At 64.2% G+C, this 18343-nt stretch carries 18 protein-coding genes; 13 read left to right on the top strand and 5 right to left on the bottom strand.

Translation table 11 applies throughout. The features are described from left to right. Positions 1-135: 135 nt before the first annotated feature. The 3 genes from pckA to hslR all read right to left on the bottom strand — a co-directional run bounded on the left by pckA (position 136) and on the right by hslR (position 3298). Positions 136-1761, bottom strand: a complete 1626-nt coding sequence (gene pckA, locus OKC30_RS01450) for a phosphoenolpyruvate carboxykinase (ATP) (RefSeq protein ID WP_069784268.1) — start codon at positions 1759-1761, stop codon at positions 136-138. A gap of 149 nt (positions 1762-1910) precedes the next feature. Next, positions 1911-2795 (bottom strand): Hsp33 family molecular chaperone HslO, encoded by an 885-nt coding sequence (gene hslO, locus OKC30_RS01455; protein ID WP_160836648.1) that lies wholly within the window; start codon positions 2793-2795, stop codon positions 1911-1913. Between the two features lie 104 nt (positions 2796-2899). Continuing rightward, the gene (gene hslR, locus OKC30_RS01460) at positions 2900-3298 is read right to left on the bottom strand and encodes a ribosome-associated heat shock protein Hsp15 (protein WP_010675728.1); all 399 of its coding nucleotides are present in this window, start codon (positions 3296-3298) and stop codon (positions 2900-2902) included. A gap of 216 nt (positions 3299-3514) precedes the next feature. Between hslR and exeC the strand changes: the two genes are divergently transcribed. The 12 genes from exeC (at position 3515) to exeN (ending at position 15120) form a co-directional block, all read left to right on the top strand. Beyond that, the gene (exeC, locus tag OKC30_RS01465; protein WP_420359757.1) at positions 3515-4363 is read left to right on the top strand and encodes a GspC family type II secretion system variant ExeC; all 849 of its coding nucleotides are present in this window, start codon (positions 3515-3517) and stop codon (positions 4361-4363) included. A gap of 21 nt (positions 4364-4384) precedes the next feature. Beyond that, a complete protein-coding gene (gene exeD / locus OKC30_RS01470) occupies positions 4385-6439 on the top strand; it encodes a GspD family T2SS secretin variant ExeD (protein WP_010675726.1) in 2055 nt (684 codons plus the stop codon). Then, positions 6439-7944: a GspE family T2SS ATPase variant ExeE gene (gene exeE / locus OKC30_RS01475; protein WP_041211720.1), complete on the top strand. Its 1506-nt coding sequence runs from the start codon at positions 6439-6441 to the stop codon at positions 7942-7944. Before exeD ends, exeE begins: the two co-directional genes overlap by 1 nt. Position 7945: 1 nt before the next feature. Next, positions 7946-9166, top strand: coding sequence for a GspF family T2SS innner membrane protein variant ExeF (gene exeF / locus OKC30_RS01480; RefSeq protein WP_045522076.1), 1221 nt, complete (start codon positions 7946-7948; stop codon positions 9164-9166). A 151-nt stretch (positions 9167-9317) separates the two neighbouring features. Continuing rightward, entirely contained in the window at positions 9318-9749 is a 432-nt protein-coding gene (gene exeG / locus OKC30_RS01485; RefSeq protein ID WP_010675723.1) for a GspG family T2SS major pseudopilin variant ExeG, read from the top strand. A gap of 47 nt (positions 9750-9796) precedes the next feature. Continuing rightward, positions 9797-10360 carry a GspH family T2SS minor pseudopilin variant ExeH gene (gene exeH, locus OKC30_RS01490; RefSeq protein WP_160836644.1) on the top strand — a complete coding sequence of 188 codons (564 nt, stop codon included), beginning with the start codon at positions 9797-9799 and terminating at the stop codon, positions 10358-10360. Positions 10361-10434: 74 nt separating this feature from the next. Further along, complete coding sequence (gene exeI, locus OKC30_RS01495; RefSeq protein ID WP_010675721.1) at positions 10435-10779, top strand: GspI family T2SS minor pseudopilin variant ExeI; 345 nt, start codon at positions 10435-10437, stop codon at positions 10777-10779. Positions 10780-10823: 44 nt separating this feature from the next. Continuing rightward, positions 10824-11465: a GspJ family T2SS minor pseudopilin variant ExeJ gene (gene exeJ / locus OKC30_RS01500; RefSeq protein WP_160836642.1), complete on the top strand. Its 642-nt coding sequence runs from the start codon at positions 10824-10826 to the stop codon at positions 11463-11465. A gap of 89 nt (positions 11466-11554) precedes the next feature. After that, complete coding sequence (gene exeK / locus OKC30_RS01510; protein ID WP_104452241.1) at positions 11555-12580, top strand: GspK family T2SS minor pseudopilin variant ExeK; 1026 nt, start codon at positions 11555-11557, stop codon at positions 12578-12580. 112 nt (positions 12581-12692) lie between these two features. Then, complete coding sequence (exeL, locus tag OKC30_RS01515) at positions 12693-13877, top strand: GspL family type II secretion system protein ExeL (protein WP_080767872.1); 1185 nt, start codon at positions 12693-12695, stop codon at positions 13875-13877. Continuing rightward, the gene (exeM, locus tag OKC30_RS01520) at positions 13874-14365 is read left to right on the top strand and encodes a GspM family type II secretion system protein ExeM (RefSeq protein ID WP_010675717.1); all 492 of its coding nucleotides are present in this window, start codon (positions 13874-13876) and stop codon (positions 14363-14365) included. Before exeL ends, exeM begins: the two co-directional genes overlap by 4 nt. Next, the gene (gene exeN, locus OKC30_RS01525; RefSeq protein WP_160836640.1) at positions 14362-15120 is read left to right on the top strand and encodes a GspN family type II secretion system protein ExeN; all 759 of its coding nucleotides are present in this window, start codon (positions 14362-14364) and stop codon (positions 15118-15120) included. Before exeM ends, exeN begins: the two co-directional genes overlap by 4 nt. A 48-nt stretch (positions 15121-15168) precedes the next feature. On the opposite strand, the gene OKC30_RS01530 is transcribed toward exeN, so the two are convergent. Next, positions 15169-15978, bottom strand: coding sequence for a helix-turn-helix transcriptional regulator (locus tag OKC30_RS01530; protein ID WP_128312964.1), 810 nt, complete (start codon positions 15976-15978; stop codon positions 15169-15171). 145 nt (positions 15979-16123) lie between these two features. On the opposite strand from OKC30_RS01530, the gene tyrS reads away from it, so the two are divergent. Further along, on the top strand, positions 16124-17389 hold the full coding sequence (gene tyrS, locus OKC30_RS01535; protein ID WP_160836638.1) for a tyrosine--tRNA ligase: 1266 nt from the start codon (positions 16124-16126) through the stop codon (positions 17387-17389). On the opposite strand, the gene OKC30_RS01540 is transcribed toward tyrS, so the two are convergent. After that, the gene (locus OKC30_RS01540; protein WP_270809515.1) at positions 17384-18289 is read right to left on the bottom strand and encodes a LysR family transcriptional regulator; all 906 of its coding nucleotides are present in this window, start codon (positions 18287-18289) and stop codon (positions 17384-17386) included. The two genes, tyrS and OKC30_RS01540, sit on opposite strands and share 6 nt — an antisense overlap. Between the last annotated feature and the right edge of the window lie 54 nt (positions 18290-18343).

Here is an 18343-nt window from a genome sequence, read left to right on the forward strand (position 1 = left end):
TAAAGTTTGGCTGAATCTAACGCGCAAGGGCCGTCAAGGCAAGGCTTGGCGGGAGCCATATGCCGCGCATCGGCCAAAAAAATACCGGCCAGCAGGGCTGACCGGTACGGGATTGTGAGACGCGAGGCGCGTTTCTTACAACTGCGGGCCCGCCGCGACCAGGCGTTTGCCTTCGTCGTTGTCGGTGAAGCGCTCGAAGTTCTTGATGAAGCGCCCGGCCAGATCGGCCGCCTTGGCATCCCACTCGGCCTGGTCGGCGTAAGTGTCTCGCGGATCCAGTATGGCGGGGTTGACGCCCGGCAGCTCGGTCGGCACTTCCAGGTTGAACACCGGCAGTACCTTGGTCGGCGCCTTCTCGATGGAACCATCCAGGATGGCGTCGATGATGCCACGGGTATCCTTGATGGAGATCCGCTTGCCGGTGCCGTTCCAGCCGGTGTTGACCAGATAGGCTTCAGCCCCTGCCGCTTCCATCCGTTTCACCAGCTCCTGGCCGTACTTGGTCGGGTGCAGGCTGAGGAAAGCCGCGCCGAAGCAGGAGGAGAAGGTCGGGGTCGGCTCTGTGATGCCGCGCTCGGTACCGGCCAGCTTGGCGGTAAAGCCGGACAGGAAGTGGTACTTGGTCTGCTCCTTGGTCAGCTTGGCGACCGGGGGCAGCACACCGAAGGCGTCTGCGGTCAGGAAGATCACCTTGGTGGCGTGACCCGCCTTGGAGACCGGCTTGACGATGTTGTCGATGTGATAGATGGGGTAGGAGACCCGGGTATTCTCGGTCCGGGAACCGTCGTCGAAGTCGATGGTGCCATCGGCGGCCACGGTCACGTTCTCCAGCAGCGCATCGCGGCGGATGGCGTGGTAGATGTCCGGCTCGGCCTCTTCGGAGAGCTTGATGGTCTTGGCGTAGCAGCCCCCTTCGAAGTTGAACACGCCGTGATCATCCCAGCCGTGCTCGTCATCGCCGATCAGCTGACGCTTGGGATCGGTGGAGAGGGTGGTCTTGCCGGTGCCGGAGAGGCCGAAGAAGATGGCCACGTCCCCATCCTTGCCCACGTTGGCGGAGCAGTGCATGGAGGCGATGCCGCGCAGGGGCAGGAAGTAGTTCATCATGGAGAACATGCCCTTCTTCATCTCGCCACCGTACCAGGTGCCGCCGATGAGTTGCATCTTCTCGGTCATGTTGAAGGCGACGAAGTTCTCGGAGTTGAGACCCTGCTCCTTCCAGTTCGGGTTGGTGCACTTGGCACCGTTCATCACCACGAAGTCCGGTTTGAAGGCCTTCAGCTCCTCTTCGCTCGGGCGGATGAACATGTTCTTCACGAAGTGCGCCTGCCAGGCCACCTCGGTGATGATGCGCACCGCCAGGCGGGTGTCCGGGTTGGCGCCGCAGAAGCCGTCCACCACGAACAGACGCTTGCCGGAGAGCTGTTTGGTGACCAGCCCTTTCAGATGTGACCACACTTCCGGGGTAATCGCCTTGTTATCGTTTTTACCCTGGTCAGACCACCACACAGTATCCTGGGTAGTGGCATCTTTGACGATATATTTATCTTTAGGTGAGCGGCCGGTGAAGATGCCGGTGTTGACGTTGACGGCGCCAAGCTCGGTGACGACGCCACGCTCGAAGCCCTCAAGGTCTGAGCGGGTCTCTTCAGCGAAAAGCTGCTCATAGGAGGGGTTGCGAACGATTTCCTGGCTGTTTTTGATACCGTATTGGTCCAGCTTCAGTTGTTGGGCCAGGGTGGGTTCTACCACGATTGTCATTGTATTCTCCTGGGTTCAGAGGTGTGTAGGGTTCTATCTGACGTTCATGCTACCACCTAGGTGGTAGTTTTTAGCGATCGCCATCAAACTTTATAAAATAGGGTATTTTTTTGTTATTTAAGTTAAAGGCGGGTTTTGCCCGCCTTTGATTAGTGTAACTGGTTTACATCATTACCGGGAGCCCTGCTGAACAGGGTTTCGATGTCTATCCCGTCGAATTCGTAGTGGGCGCCGCAGTAATCGCAGTGCATGTCGATCTTGCCGAGCTCCTGCACCATGGATACCGCTTCTTCCTTGTCTATCTGCAGCAAGGCCCCTTCGCAACGGGCGCGGGAGCAGGTGCAGCGGAACTCGATGGCCTGGGGATCGAACACCCGTACCTTGTCCTGGTGGTAGAGGCGGTAGAGGATCTCTTCCGCGTCCAGACCGAACAGCTCTTCGTCCTTGATGGTGGTGGTGAGCTGGACCAGGTGGTCGAAATCTTCGCTGTGATCCTCGCTCTGGGCCGGCAGCTCCTGCAGCAGGATGCCCGCAGCACGGGGCTCGCCCTCGTGGTGGCCGGTGCGGATCCAGAGGCGGGTGGCGAGTTGTTCGGACTGGGCGAAGTAGTGCTCCAGACAGGCCGCCAGGGTGTCGGCCTCCAGGGCGATGATGCCCTGATAGCGCTCTCCCTGATCCGGGGTGATGGTTATGACCAGATGGCCGTTGCCGATCAGGCTTTGCAGCTTGCCGTCCGTCGGCAGTTCCCCTTCGTAGCGTGCCACGCCGCGCAATTGCTGGTTGTTGTCGCCGTTGATGACGGCCAGACGTACCGGACCGTCCCCCTGCAGCTGCACCGTGATGGAGCCTTCGAACTTGAGGGTGGCGGTCAGCAGGCTGGTGGCAACCAGCAGCTCGCCCAGCAGGTGCTGCACCTGTACCGGGTAGTTCTGGGCGTCGATGATGTGGCGGTAGGTACGATCCAGCTGGACCAGCTCCCCACGCACTTCGTACTCTTCGAACAGATAGCGATACAGGAGGTCTTGGTTACTCATCATGGTTTCCTAGGATGTTCTTGGGGGAAAATAAACACATTGTTAAACAGGTGGTTAGGAACTAATTCCTCCACCTGTCGTCATAAAGGGGCCACAGACGCGGATTAGGATTGCTTGACCCGGATAAGCTGGCGTCGCTCCTGCTTGTCAGGTCGGCGCTCCGGGCTTGGGGCAAACTGGCTGTTGAAGCGGCGGGCTTCGCTGTTTTCGGCCCGTTTCTTCAGGCTGGCCTCTGTCTCTTCATAGAGTTGCTGGGCCAGCGGGGCGGATTTGCGCTGCTCGCTCACCTCGAGCACCCGCACCTCCCGCTCGTCCTGGCCTTGCCAGAATCGCACCAGGGCGCCGACCTCGACCGCCTTGCCCGGCTTGGTGCGCTGGCCGTTGTAGTGCACCTTGCCGCCGTCGATCTGATCCCGCGCCAGACTGCGGGTCTTGTAAAAGCGGGCGGCCCACAGCCACTTGTCGAGACGGACCTGAGTGCTGCTTTGTGCTGGATTCGACATGGATCGGCTCCGGGATGGCTGAAAAGGTGCCTGATTATACCAGAGGCGGGCCCCGGGATAGAAACAGGGGGCATCCGGGTGTGACGGAAACTGAATTTTCACCCCTTGGTCCCATCCGGTCGGTTGTCTCTGGGTCCATTGCCGTACACAATAGCCAACCGACTTGGATGCCAGACAATTTTGAGAAAGATGACGCTACCGTTCAGGGATGATTTGTTGACTTCCCTTCTGGCTCGCTGCAAGGCCATGCCACTCTCCCGTTTCAGCCAGCCCCTGTTCTGGCTTCTGCTGCTGTTGCTGGCCCAGCAGTGTGCCGTGCTCACCTGGCGCCTGTACGAACTGGCCCAGCACGCTCCCCTGACCCCCTGGCAACCCTCGGTCACCTCGGTGCAGGGGAGTGGCGGCGATCGCCTCGATCTGGGCAACCTCAGCCGCCTCTCTCTCTTTGGCAAGGCGCTGCAACCCCAGGCGGACAAGGCGGCAGAGACGGTGGCGGCGGATGCCCCGAAAACCCAGCTCAACGCCCAGCTCAACGGGGTGCTGGCAAGCTCGGATCCCGCCAAGTCCATCGCCATCATCGCCCACAACGGGACACAGAACTCTTACGGCATCGGGGACTACATCGACGGTACCCAGGCCAGGATACGCCAGGTGTTTGCCGATCGGGTCATCATCGCCCGGGACGGCCGTGACGAGACCCTGATGCTGGACGGGGAGGAGTATGGCAAGCCCCTGCCCAAACCGGCCCGCCAGGAGGGACTCTCCTCCGTGCGCAGCGAACTGCTGGGCAACCCGGGCAAGATCACCGATTACCTCAATATTTCTCCGGTCCGGGTGGACGGTCGCATGACCGGCTATCGCCTCAACCCGGGTCGCAATCCGGAACTGTTCAATCAACTCGGACTGGTCGCCAACGATCTGGCGGTCAGCATCAACGGCCTGGATCTGCGTGACAATGCCCAGGCCATGCAGGCGATGCAGCAGGTGGCGGGCGCCACGGAAATGACCGTCACCGTCGAGCGGCAAGGACAGCTCTACGACGTCTATGTCGGCTTGTCAGAATAATGAATTGGAGTAGCACCAAGAATGACAAATAAAGGGAAGGGCTGGCGTCTGGCCACCATGGCGGCAGCCTTGATGATGGCCGGTTCTGCCTGGGCCACCGAGTATTCCGCCAGTTTCAAGAACGCCGACATCGAGGAGTTCATCAACACGGTCGGCAAGAACCTGAACAAAACCATCATCATAGAGCCATCGGTACGCGGCAAGATCAACGTGCGCAGCTATGACCTGCTCAACGAGGATCAGTACTACCAGTTCTTCCTGAGCGTGCTCGACGTTTACGGCTTTGCCGTGGTGCCCATGAACAACGGCGTGCTCAAGGTAGTGCGCTCCAAGGATGCCAAGACCTCGGCCATCCCCGTGGTGGATGACACCAACCCCGGCGTGGGTGACGAGATGGTGACCCGGGTGGTACCGGTGCGCAATGTCTCGGTCCGTGAACTGGCCCCCCTGCTGCGTCAGCTCAACGACAACGCCGGCGGCGGCAACGTGGTCCACTACGAACCCTCCAACGTGCTGCTCATCACCGGCCGCGCCGCCGTGGTCAACCGCCTGGTGGAGGTGGTTCGCCGGGTGGACAAGGCGGGGGATCAGGACATGGACGTCATCAAGCTCAAGTTCGCCTCCGCCGGCGAGATGGTGCGGCTGGTGACCAATCTCAACAAGGATGGCAGCAATCAGGGGGCCAACGCCTCGCTGCTGCTCTCCCCCAAGGTGGTGGCCGACGAGCGCACCAACTCCGTGGTCATCAGCGGCGAGCCCAAGGCCCGTGCCCGCATCATCCAGATGGTGCGCCAGCTCGACCGGGATCTGCAGAGCCAGGGCAACACCCGGGTCTTCTACCTGAAATATGGCAAGGCCAAGGATCTGGTGGACGTCCTCAAGGGGGTCAGCTCCAGCATCGCCGCCGACAAGAAGGGCGGGGCGGCTGCCACGGCCACGGGCGGCGCCAGCATCGGCGGCGGCCAGCTCGCCATCTCCGCCGACGAGACCACCAATGCCCTGGTGATCACCGCCCAGCCGGACGTGATGGCCGAGCTGGAGCAGGTCATCGCCAAGCTCGACATTCGTCGTGCCCAGGTGCTGGTGGAGGCCATCATCGTCGAGATATCGGATGGTGACGGCATGAACCTCGGGGTGCAGTGGGCCAACACCAATGGCGGCGGCACCCAGTTCACCGACACCGGTCTGCCCATCGGCTCCCTGGCCATCGCCGCCAAGGATTACAAAGACAACGGCAACACCGACGGCCTGTCATCCCTGGCGGGTAGCTTCAGCGGCATGGCGGCAGGCTTCTATCACGGGGACTGGGCGGCGCTGGTGACGGCGCTCTCCACCAACAGCAAGAACGACATCCTCTCCACCCCGAGCATCGTCACCATGGACAACAAGGAAGCCTCCTTCAACGTCGGTCAGGAAGTGCCGGTGCAGAGCGGCTCCCAGAGCTCCACCACCAGCGATCAGGTGTTCAACACCATAGAGCGCAAGACGGTGGGGACCAAGCTGGTGGTGACGCCCCAGATCAACGAAGGAGATTCCGTGCTGCTCAACATCGAGCAGGAAGTCTCCAGCGTGGCACAGAAGCAGGCGACCGGGACCGCCAACCTGGGCCCCACCTTCGATACCCGCACCGTGAAGAACGCCGTTCTGGTCAAGAGCGGCGAGACAGTGGTGCTGGGTGGCCTGATGGACGAACAGACCCAGGAGCAGATCTCCAAGGTGCCCCTGCTCGGGGACATTCCGGTGCTGGGTTACCTGTTCCGTTCCTCCAAGACCTCCACCGCCAAGCGCAACCTGATGGTCTTCATCCGCCCGACCATATTGCGTGACGCCAATGTCTACTCCGGGGTCTCCAGCAACAAGTACACCCTGTTCAGGGCCGAACAGCTGAGCCGGGCTGCGGAAGAGGGCTATGCCACCTCGCCGGCTCGCCAGGTGCTGCCCGCCTATGGCCAGGACGTGATGATGTCCCCCGAGGTGCAACAGCAGATCCAGAGAATGCAGGCCCAGCAGCAGGCGACCGCCACCGGCGTGCGCGCCCAGGTGCAGGAGCAGCCCTTCGTGCAGAGCAAGCCCTGATGGCCGCCTACCAGCTCGATGGCAGCGAGCTGCCGGCTCCCCTGCCGGAACTGCCGTTCGCGTTTGCCCGCAACTTCGGGGCCATCCTGACCGAGCGCCAGGGTGCCCCGGTGCTGCTCTGTCGTCAGGGGATCTCCCCCCAGACCCTGCTGGAGGTGCGCCGGGTGGCGGGCTGTGCCTTCGCGGTGGAGCAGCTTGGCAACGACGAGTTCGAGACGCTCCTGATGGCCCACTATCAGCGTGACTCCTCCGAGGCGCGTCAGCTGATGGAGGATCTCGGCAACGAGATGGACTTCTTTGCCCTGGCCGAAGAGCTGCCCCAGAGCGAGGATCTGCTGGATGCCGACGACGACGCCCCCATCATTCGCCTCATCAATGCCATGTTGAGCGAGGCGATAAAAGAAGAGGCGTCCGACATCCACATCGAGACCTTCGAGCGGGCCCTGGTGATCCGTTTTCGCATCGATGGGGTGCTGCGGGAGATCCTGCGCCCCCATCGCAAACTCGCCTCCTTGCTGGTGTCGCGCATCAAAGTCATGTCGCGCATGGACATCGCCGAGAAGCGGGTGCCCCAGGATGGCCGCATCTCACTGCGCATCGGCGGCCGGGCGGTGGACGTGCGGGTCTCCACCATGCCCTCCAGCTACGGCGAGCGGGTGGTATTGCGATTGCTCGACAAGAACAACGTGCGCCTCGAGCTCAAGCAGCTCGGCATGACGCTGGCCAACCGCAACATCATCAGCGAACTCATTCGCAAGCCCCACGGCATCATCCTGGTGACGGGCCCGACCGGTTCGGGCAAGTCCACCACCCTTTATGCGGCCCTCTCGGAGATCAACTCCCGGGATCGCAACATCCTGACCGTCGAAGACCCCATCGAATATGACCTCGAAGGGGTGGGCCAGACCCAGGTCAACAGCAAGGTGGACATGACCTTCGCCCGGGGCCTGCGCGCCATTCTGCGCCAGGATCCGGACGTGGTGATGGTGGGGGAAATCCGTGACCTCGAGACCGCCCAGATCGCGGTGCAGGCATCCCTCACCGGTCACCTGGTGATGTCGACCCTGCACACCAACACCGCCATCGGCGCCATCACCCGGATGCGGGACATGGGGATCGAGCCCTTCCTGCTCTCCTCGTCGCTCCTGGCGGTACTGGCCCAGCGGCTGGTGCGCACCCTCTGCCCGGATTGCCGCGCACCGCACCCTGTCACCGAGCAGGAGCGTCTGGCCATGGGCATCGAGCTTGCGCCGGATCAGCAGATCTGGCGTCCGGTGGGCTGCGAGCAGTGCAACCACACCGGCTATCGCGGCCGGACCGGCATCCACGAGCTGGTGGTGGTGGACGAAGCGGTGCGCGAGGCGATCCACAGCGCCAGCGGCGAGCTCGCCATCGAGCGGCTGATCCGGGGTCACACCCCCAGCATCCGCCGCGACGGCATCGACAAGGTGCTCAAGGGGCAGACCAGCCTCGAAGAGGTGCTGCGCGTGACCCGGGAAGACTGAGATGGCGGCATTTGAATACAAGGCCCTCGACGGCAAGGGGCGCAACAAGAGCGGCGTGCTGGAAGGGGATTCTGCCCGCCAGGTGCGCCAGCTGCTGCGCGAGCAGGGGCTGACCCCCCTCGAGGTGAACGAGACCACCGAGAAGGCCAAACGGGAGGCGAACCGCTTCGTGCTGTTTCGCCGTGGTGCCTCCACCTCGGAGCTTGCCCTCATCACCCGCCAGCTGGCGACCCTGGTGGGGGCCGGTCTCACCATCGAGGAGGCCCTCAAGGCGGTCGCCGAACAGTGCGAGAAGGCCCACCTGCGCAGCCTGGTGGCGACGGTGCGCAGCAAGGTGGTGGAGGGGTATTCCCTGGCCGATTCGCTGGGGGCCTTCCCCCATGTGTTCGACCAGCTGTTCCGCTCCATGGTGGCGGCCGGCGAGAAGTCCGGTCACCTGGAGAAGGTGCTCAACCGTCTCGCCGATTACACCGAGCAGCGCCAGCACATGCGCACCAAGCTGCTGCAGGCGATGATCTATCCCATCGTCCTCACCCTGGTGGCGGTGGGGGTCATCTCCATACTGCTCACCGCCGTGGTGCCCAAGGTGGTGGCCCAGTTCGAACACATGGGCCAGCAACTGCCGGGCACCACCCGCTTCCTCATCGGCACCAGCGAGCTGTTGCAGCACTACGGCCTCTGGTTCCTGTTGCTCCTTGGCATTGGCGGCCTGATCTGGCGCTGGTGGCTGACCGACGACAAGCGTCGTCGTCGCTGGCACCAGGTGATACTGCGCCTGCCGGTGATCGGTCGGGTCAGCCGCGGTCTCAACACCGCCCGCTTTGCCCGCACCCTGAGCATCCTCAACGCCAGCGCCGTGCCCCTGCTGGAGGGAATGAAGATCGCCGGCGAAGTGCTCTCCAACGACTATGCCCGCATGCGCATCGGTGAGGCCACCGAGCGGGTGCGGGAGGGGACCAGCCTGCGCAAGTCGCTGGATGAAACCAGAATTTTTCCGCCCATGATGCTGCACATGATCGCCTCGGGCGAGCAGAGCGGCGAGCTCGACAGCATGCTGGAGCGGGCGGCGGACAACCAGGACAGGGAGTTCGAAACCCAGGTGAACATCGCCCTCGGGGTGTTCGAGCCCATGCTGGTGGTCTCCATGGCCGGGGTGGTGCTGTTTATCGTGATGTCGATCCTGCAGCCGATCCTGGAGCTCAACAATATGGTGAATTTGTAAGGTTCGGACGTTCGAATAGGCTTCGCTATTCGAACCTACCAATCCAATCAACTCCGTAGGTTCGATGAGCCGACAGGCGTCATCGAACGATCGAGGTTTAACAATTTATCGTTGATGGTTCATGCCATCTCATTTCGTGAGGGAGTAAGTCATGCAAAAGCGTCGTCAATCGGGTTTTACCCTGCTGGAAGTGATGGTGGTCATCGTGATCCTGGGGATCCTGGCCAGCCTGGTGGTGCCCAACCTGATGGGCAACAAGGAGAAGGCGGACCAGCAGAAAGCGGTCTCCGACATAGTGGCGCTGGAAAACGCCCTCGACATGTACAAGCTGGACAACAACCGCTACCCCACCACCGAGCAGGGGCTGGATGCCCTGGTCAACAAGCCGACCGCATCCCCTGAGCCGCGCAGCTACCGCGAAGGGGGCTACATCAAGCGCCTGCCGCAGGATCCCTGGGGCAACCAGTACCAGCTGCTGAGCCCGGGCCAGTTCGGCAAGATCGACATCTTCTCCATGGGGATGGACGGCGAAGCCGGGACCGATGACGACATCGGCAACTGGAACCTGAAGGACTTCCAATAAGTGATTCCGCCGCGTCGTGCTCACTGCGTCCCCCCGGGGCTGCCTGAATGAAGGCGGCGTCTTGGGCCCGTCACCAGGCCGGTTTTACCCTGCTGGAAGTGTTGCTGGTCGCCATGTTGATGGGACTGGTGGCGACCGCCGTCACCCTCAGCATGGGGGGCGCCAGGGGGGATCGGGAGCTCGACAAGCAGGCGCGCCGCTTCATGGCGACCCTGCAGCAGGCCCAGGAGTATTCGGTCATGGATGGCAGGCTGCTGGGGCTGCGGGTCGAGGAGAACGGCTGGCAGTTTATGTCCCGGGATCCCAAGGATCGCAAGTGGCGCGCACTGACCGGTGACAAGCTGCTGGGGCCGGTGACGTTGCCGGAGGGGATGACCCTGGCGGCGGAGCTGGAAGGTTTCAACTGGCGCACTGCGTCGGACGAACGCCAGGAGCAGGGTCGGGACGAGCGTGAGCGGACACCCCAGATCCTGGTCTTTCCGGGGGGAGAGCTCTCTCCCTTCGTGCTGACCCTGAGCCAGCAGGACGAGGATCTGCACTACCTGCGCACCGTCAGGGGGGACGAGTTCGGTCGTCTCTCCCTGTTGCAGGATGAAGAGGAAGAAGAGTGAAGAGCGCCAGGCCCGCAGGGGGCGCTCTAGCGCGTCGCACCGCTCTGTCGGGCGGCCCCGCCCGGGGACGCGGCATGACGCTGCTGGAGGTCATGGTGGCCCTGGCGGTGTTTGCCATCGCCGGGCTGGCGGTGATGAAGACCGCGAGCGAACACCTGGCCGGTCTCAATTATCTGGAGCAGAAGACCCTGGCGACCTGGGTGGTGGAGAATCAGCTGGTGCAGCAGAAGCTCGAAGGCAAGTGGCCGGGAGACAGCTGGGTGGAAGGGGACGAGGAGATGGCCGGGCAGACCTGGTACTGGCGCTATCGCGGCGTCGCCACGGCGGACAGCAACTTCAGGGCGCTGGACATGGAAGTGCGCACCGCGCCCAAGGCCGACAGCCCGGTGGCCATGATCCGGACCTATCTCAGCCGATGAACATTCATCAACGTGCGTCCATGATCCGGAGCCGGTGTCAGCCGATGCTCCAGAGCAACACCCGCCCATCGCACCACCGCGGCTTTACCCTGCTTGAGATGCTGGTGGCCATCGCCATCTTCGCCACCCTGAGCCTGGGGGCCTATCAGGTGCTGCAAGGGGTGCTGACCAGCGACGAGGTGGCCAAGCGCAAGGAGGCCCGCCTCTCGGAACTGCAGCTCGCCTTCAGCCTGCTGGAGCGGGACGTCACCCAGATGGTGCCGCGCAGCGGTCGCATCGACGGCGAGAACAACAAGGTGCTGCTGGCGGCGTCCCGCTTCGGCCAGCAGAGCGACGATTGGGGCATGGCCTTCATTCGCGGCGGCTGGCTCAATCCGGACGGCATACTGCCACGCTCCGGCCTGCAACGGGTGGGTTGGCGTCTCAAGGGGCAGACCCTGGAGCGGTTGAGCTACCTCTATCCGGATCCGGCCATTGGCACCGAGCCGCGCATTCAGCCCGTGCTGACCGGCGTGACGGCGCTGCGCCTCTATTTCTACGACAAGGGACAGTGGAAGGAGGAGTGGACCCAGCGCGACCTGCTGCCCTACGGGCTGGCGGTGGAGCTGGAGCTTGAAGACTACGGCACCATCCGCCGCCAGTTCCTGATCGGTGCTGGTGGCCAGAGGGCAGAGAATGGTAACTGATCGTCGTTTTCCCCTGTCCGTCACGGAGGATGACGGCACTATTCGACGTCGCCAGTTCCTGATCGGTGCTGGTGGCCAGCGAGCGGACAATGGCAATTAAGCGCGGCCGGGGCCGATCCCGCACTACACTGGGCCGCCAGGGGGGTATGGCCCTGCTGGTGGTGCTGCTCATCCTCGCGGTGATGGTGATCGTCGCCAGCAACATGAGTGGCCGCCTGCAACTGGAGCTGCGCCGCACCGCCAACCTCACCCTGGGCAAGCAGGCCTGGTGGTATGCCATGTCGGCGGAGGCCCTGGTGATCAAGGTGCTGAACCAGGACTTCAAGGACGACCCGGATCGGGTGAGTCTGGGACAGAACTGGGCGCGGGAGGACGGGGTCTTCCCGGTGGAGGATGGCACTCTCTCGGGCCGGGTGCGGGATCTGCAATCCTGCTTCAACCTCAACAGCCTGAGCGTGCCCCTCAAGGAGGGGGAGAACGGCGACGATCTCGAGGCCCAGCCTTACCAGTTCAAGGTGTTCCGGGCCCTGCTCGCCCAGCTCGAGGTGGATGATTACGAAGCGGTACAGCTGACGGACGCCATCCGCGACTGGACCGACAAGGATACCCAGCTGGTCTCGAGCAACGGGGCCGAGGATGCCTACTACGAGGGACTCAATCCCCCCTACCTGGTGGCTAACCAGCGGATGCTGGGCACCGACGAATTGCGGGCAGTGCGCGGGGTGAGCGCCAGCCTGTACGCCCGGTTGGCCCCCTATGTGTGCTCCCTGCCCAATGACAAGCTGGTGGTGAACATCAACACCATCCGGCCGGAGCAGGCGGCCCTGCTGGTGGGGCTCTACCAGGGGAAGATCGGGCTGGACGATGCCAAGCGGGTGCTGACCAGCCGCCCCAAGAAGGGGTGGAAGAACAAGCAGGAGATGACGGAGCAGTTGCAGGTTCAGCCGGGTGCCATCACCGGGCTGGATGGCGCCCTGGACATCAAGAGCAGCTTCTTCGAGGCCCGCCTGCTGGCGGAGGTGGGGGAGACCCGCGCCAGGCTTGAGACCGTCTTCCAGCGTGGCAAGGACAACAAGCTGGTGATGCTGCGTCGCCTGAGCGGCGGCGCCGAATAACAAGGGGGCGTGGGGCGGTTTCAGCTGACCTGCGCATCCCCCGATTGGACTGCAACCCATGGCTGTGCGCCCGCCCCCTGAGGGAGGTGCGGGCATGGCAGGAGAGACATTAGTGAGCGAGAGTCTGGTCATCCGTCTGGGGACCAATGCGCAGCAGCCAGTGCACTGGCTGGTCTGGTCGGCGCAGGAGCAGGAGATCATCGCCTCCGGCATCCTGGCCTCGGCGCACGCCCTCGGCGAGCTGCAGGAGCGTGCCGGTGGTCGCCCCGTGGTGACCCTGGTGCCCGGCAGCGATCTTATCTTCCGGCGGGTCAATCTGCCGGGCAAATACAGCCGCCAGAGTGCGGCGGCCCTGCCCTATCTGCTGGAGGAGCAGATCGCCTCAGACGTGGACGATCTGCACCTGGTGGTGCTCGGCCATCAGGGCCGCGAGGTGGATCTGATGGCGGTGGACAAGGGGAAGATGCACTCCTGGCTCGGCTGGCTGGAGCAGGCAGGGCTCAAGACCTTGCACCTGCTGCCCGACGTGCTGGCGCTGCCGCTCGCCGCCGATGGCTGGTCAGCCCTGCAACTGGGGGAGGAGTGGCTGGTCCGCCAGGGCCCCCGTCAGGGCATAGTGGCGGAGGAATCCCTGCTGGCCATGCTGCTGGCAGCGCAGACCGAACCCGTCACCCTTCACTGCCATACTCCCATCCCCGCCATGGCGGCGGGCAACTGGCAGGGGGCTGACCCGGAACTGCCCATGCTGTTGCTGGCGAAAGGGGCGCTGACCTGCCAGGCCAACCTGTTGCAGGGGCCCTATCGTCCCCAGACCGAATACGCCCGCTACTGGTTGCAGTGGCGCAAGGTGGCGGTGCTGGCAGGCGTATTGTTGCTGGTGGCCCTGGTGCAGCGCGGTGTGCATCTGCACCAGCTGGCGGAACAGGACAAGGCCCTCAAGGCGGAGATCCGGCAGGTCTACACCCGGATCTTCCCGGGGGAGACGCGTATCGTCAACGTGCGCAGCCAGATGACCCAGCACCTCCAGCAGTTGGGGCAGGCTCCGCAGGATGGCGTCCTGTTGCTCCTGACCGAGCTGGCCCCGGTGTTTGCCGAGGTGCCCGGCCTCAAGCCCGAAGTGCTGCGCTTCGATGCAGCCCGGGGCGAGCTGAGGTTGCAGGTGACGGCCCCCGGCTTCACCGAGATCGAACGTTTCCGCGAGCTGGCGGGCAAGCGCTTCGAGGTGCAGCAGGGTGAGGTGCGAAGCACCGAAGGCAAGGTCGAAGGGGCGCTGGTGCTCAAGGGGAGGTCGTCATGATGGACAAACTGCAGAGCTGGTGGCGTGGCATCAGTGCCCGCGAGCAGCGGCTGGTGGCGGTGGGGGGCAGCGTGCTGCTCATCGGGCTCTTCTACTGGGCGATCTGGCAGCCGGTGGCAAATCGCATTGCCGAGCGCGAGCGGCAGGTGGTGAACCAGCAGCAGACCCTGGCCTGGCTCAAGGAGAAGGGACAGGAGGTGCTGGCGATGCAGGGGGGACAGGGGCGCCAGATCGATACCGGCGGTACCCTGGACGGTGTGGTGAACCGCACCGCCTTCAACCAGAAGATCAAGATTGCCCGCTTGCAGCCCCAGGGTCAGGAGCTGCAGGTATGGATAGACACGGTGCCGTTCGATGATCTGCTGATCTGGCTTGCGACCCTCTCGGATCAATACGGCGTCCAGGTGCAGATCATCGAGCTGGCCCGCGAGGGGCTGGCCCCCGGGCTGGTCAAGGTCAGACGTTTGCAGTTGAGTCGTTCCCAATGAAGCGAAAAATAGTGATCGCCAGTCTCTTCCTGCTGGCCTATCTCGGTTTCCTGCTGGCCCAGTTGCCTGCATCCCTGGTGGTGCGCCATCTGCCGCTGCCCCCCAATCTGGTGCGGCTGGAGGGGGTGAGCGGCACCCTCTGGAGCGGTCAGGCCGCTCGGGTGCAATATGCCAGCGAGTCCCTCACCCAGTTGCGCTGGGATCTCGATGGCTGGTCCCTGCTGCGGCTGGCGCCCGAGGTGTCGGTGCGCTTTGGCGAGCGCAGCGGACTCAACGGGCAGGGGATCCTGGGTTGGAACGGTGCTGCTTTCGGGCGCGACATCACCCTCAATGCGCCGGCCCCCTGGGTGCTGGAGCGGGTGCCGATGAGACCTCCCTTCCCGCTGACGGCGGCGGGTCAGTTGCAGCTCAAGATCGACCAGTTTGCCCAGGGCACTCCCTGGTGTGACAACCTTTACGGGGATCTTCACTGGTATGACGCGCAGGCGGACACCCCGGCGGGCAAGCTGACCCTGGGGGATCCCGAGATCACGCTCACCTGTCTCGACTCCCGGCTGGTGGCCGAGATCAAGCAGGGCTCGGAGGCGGTGCAGGTGCTGGGCAAGCTGGAGTTGCAGGCCAATCGCCAGTACCTGTTCCAGGGCACCCTGAAACCGGGTCCCGAGCTGCCGGACCAGATGAAACAGGGGCTCCCCTTCCTCGGCCAGCCCGATGGGCAGGGGCGCTTCCCGCTGCGTTATCAGGGCCGCATCTGACGGCGTTGCCCATGGTTTGAACCACCCCGCCCCGGCGGGGTGGTGTCGTTATGGGGGCGCGCCGGCTGGCGCCGTGATGAGGTGATTGAGGAAGAAGCTGAACAGCTCGGCCCGGGAGTGCAGGTTCAACTTGGCGTAGAGATGCTTGCGGTGATTCTTCACCGTGCCGCTGCCGATGCCGAGCGCACCGGCAATGGCCTCGGTATCCAGCCCCTGCAACAGCAAACCCGCCACCTGGCGCTCCCGCCGGGTTAGCTGATCTCCCCCCACACTGGCGATAGCCTGCTCCACGGCTCCCTTGAGGTCAGTGCCATCTGACCTGGCCGGGCTGCGGGCCAGGCGGGGTGTCTCTTCCCGCCAGTGCTGGCGACACAGGGAGTGGACCAGCGGGAACAGTGCCTCCAGCCTGACCAGCTCGTCACGGCTGAGGGAGCTGCGCTTGTCGAGGCGGCCCAGAAACAGCATCAGGGTGAGGCCGCCGCGCACCGGCAGGATCAGCCCCACCTCTTCCTGCCAGCCGGTGGCCTGATAGAAGTGGTGGCGATACTCGGGGTCGAGCCGCCCCCGCGACACCTGCGCCAGGGTCCAGACCCCGGCACCCAGCCCCTGCTCCAGCGCCTGCATGAAGGGATCCTGACTGAAGTGGCGGGTGAGGTAGCGGTCGAACAATAGGGCCCGCTGATGATGCAGGTTGTCGTAGAGGTAGACGGGGCGCAGCCCCACCCCGAGCAGCAGGGCACAGTCGAACGCCACCTGTTGCTGGATGAGGCGCACCAGGGCTGCCGGGAAGCCGCTGCCGTGCAGGGCATCGACGGCGGCGGTCAGGCTCAGGGTATCCGTGGCAGGAGACGGGGGCATGGCGATGGGCTCCGGGTCAGGGAATGGTTTCCCCACGATGGCAGGATGCTAGCACGGGAGTGGCAAAACTGTCCCCTGGGGGACATATCTGCCAGCACTGCAAACGGCGAGGATGGCCCTCTTTCTCTTGCTGTTGGAGCCCCCCATGACAAATCCTCACCTGCTCGATGAGCTGACCCAGCGCGGCCTGGTGGCCCAGAATTCCGACCCGGTGGCGCTGGCCGACCATCTTGCCACTCCGCGCACCGTCTATTGCGGCTTCGATCCCACCGCTGGCAGTCTGCACATCGGCCACCTGGTGCCACTGCTGATGCTGCGCCGCTTCCAGCTGGCGGGCCACACCCCAGTGGCTCTGGTGGGCGGGGCCACCGGCCTTATCGGCGATCCCAGCTTCAAGGCAAGCGAGCGCACCCTCAACAGCGCCGAGACGGTGCAGGGCTGGGTCGCCAGCCTGTCGGCCCAGATAAGCGCACTGTTGCCGGCGAGCGACGGGCTGGAGGCGCCGCTGCTGGTCAACAACGCCGACTGGATGGGGCAGATGTCCGCCCTCGATTTTCTGCGGGACATCGGCAAGCACTTCTCGGTCAACGCCATGCTGGCCCGCGAATCGGTGCGCCAGCGCCTGGCCCGTCCGGATCAGGGCATCTCGTTCACCGAGTTCTCCTACGCCCTGCTGCAATCCCAGGACTTCGCCGTGCTCAACCAGCGCCTCGGCTGCACCCTGCAGATCGGCGGCAACGACCAGTGGGGCAACATCACCAGCGGCATGGACCTCACCCGCCGCCTCCATCAGGCCCAGGTCTATGGCATGACGCTGCCGCTCATCACCAAGGCCGATGGCACCAAGTTCGGCAAGACCGAGGGGGGCGCTATCTGGCTCGACCCGGCGCTCACCTCCCCTTACGCCTTCTACCAGTTCTGGCTCGGCACCGCGGACGAGGATGTCTACCGCTTCCTGCGCTACTACAGCTTTGTGCCGCTGGCCGAGATTGAGACGCTGGAGGCGGAGGATGCGAAGCGGCAGGGGCGCAAGCTGGCCCAGCAGGTGCTGGCGGACGAGCTGACCGAACTGGTACACGGCAAGGGGGCGCTGGCGGCGGCGCAGCGCATCAGCGAATCGTTGTTCAGTGGCGAGGTAGCGCGCCTTGGGGAGAGCGATCTGGCCCAGCTGGCGCAAGATGGCATGCCAAGCAGCCCCATCAAGGGGGAAACGGATCTGGTGACCCTGCTGGTGGAGTGCGGCCTGGCCAACTCGAAGCGGATCGCCCGCGAGCTGCTGGCGGCGGGGGCCGTCAGCGTCAACGGTGCGATCCGCCGGGATGAGCCGCTCACCGCCGACGATCGGCTGTTCGGCCGCTACCTGCTGCTGCGCCGGGGCAAGAAGCAGTACCACCTGGTGATCCGCTCATGAAGGGGTGAGCGCCTCGATGACGTAGTCGAGGAAGTGGCCGACCAGGGCCGACTCGGCCCGGCGCTGGGTATAGAGGGCGTAGAAATAGGCCCCCTTGGGGCGATAGTCCGGCAGCACTTCGCGCACCACCCCCTCGGCCAGCTCGGCCGCCACCAGGTAGCGCGGCAGGCGGGCTATCCCCAGTCCCTGGCGCATCCCCTGGTGGACAGCCTTCTTGCTGCTGAAGGCCAGCTCGCCCGCTACCTCGAGAGGGATCTCGCGCCCCTGGGCAAGCAGGGGCCAGCGCTCGTGGCGGCCGTACTCCTGGCTGCGGGTGATGAGGCTGTGCTGGTGCAGATCCTGCGGTGTGGTGAGGGGCGGGTGGCGGTCGAGGTAGTCGGCGCTGGCGCAGAGCACCAGATCGTCCACCGCGATGGGGCGCGCCAGGTAGGGCTGGGTGCCGAGCTCAGTGCTGCGAAACGCCACGTGCAGGTTGTCGCGCAGCAGGTCGGCCGGGGTATTGCTGAAGTCGGCGATGATCCGCACCTCCGGGTGGTCGGCGCGAAAGCGCAGCAGCACCGGAGTCAGCACCACTTCTCCCCAGAGATCCGGCGCCGTGATGCGCAGCTCCCCGCACAGTGCCGAGCGGCGGCTCTGCAGGCCGTCCAGCAACTGCTCGTGCAGGGCGATCATCTGGTCGGCCTGGCGGTAAGCGAGCTCTCCTGCGTCGGTCAGTTGCACCCGGCGGGTGGTGCGACTCAGGAGCACGCTGCCGAGGCTCTGCTCCAGGTGGCGCAGATCTTTTGACGCCTTGCTCGGGGTGATGCCGAGCTGGGCCGCCGCCGCCGCGAAGGATCCGCAGCGGACGATGGCGACCAGCAGGCGCATCAGGTAGAGGGTGTCGAGCTTGTGGTGACTCATGAGGGGTGGCCTATTGTGTCTTGCTGGGAATGAATGTCTTGCTTGTGTGCCTGA

The sequence above is a fragment of the Aeromonas sp. QDB18 genome (assembly GCF_027705325.1).
In the GTDB taxonomy this organism is placed as follows: Bacteria; Pseudomonadota; Gammaproteobacteria; order Enterobacterales; family Aeromonadaceae; genus Aeromonas; species Aeromonas caviae.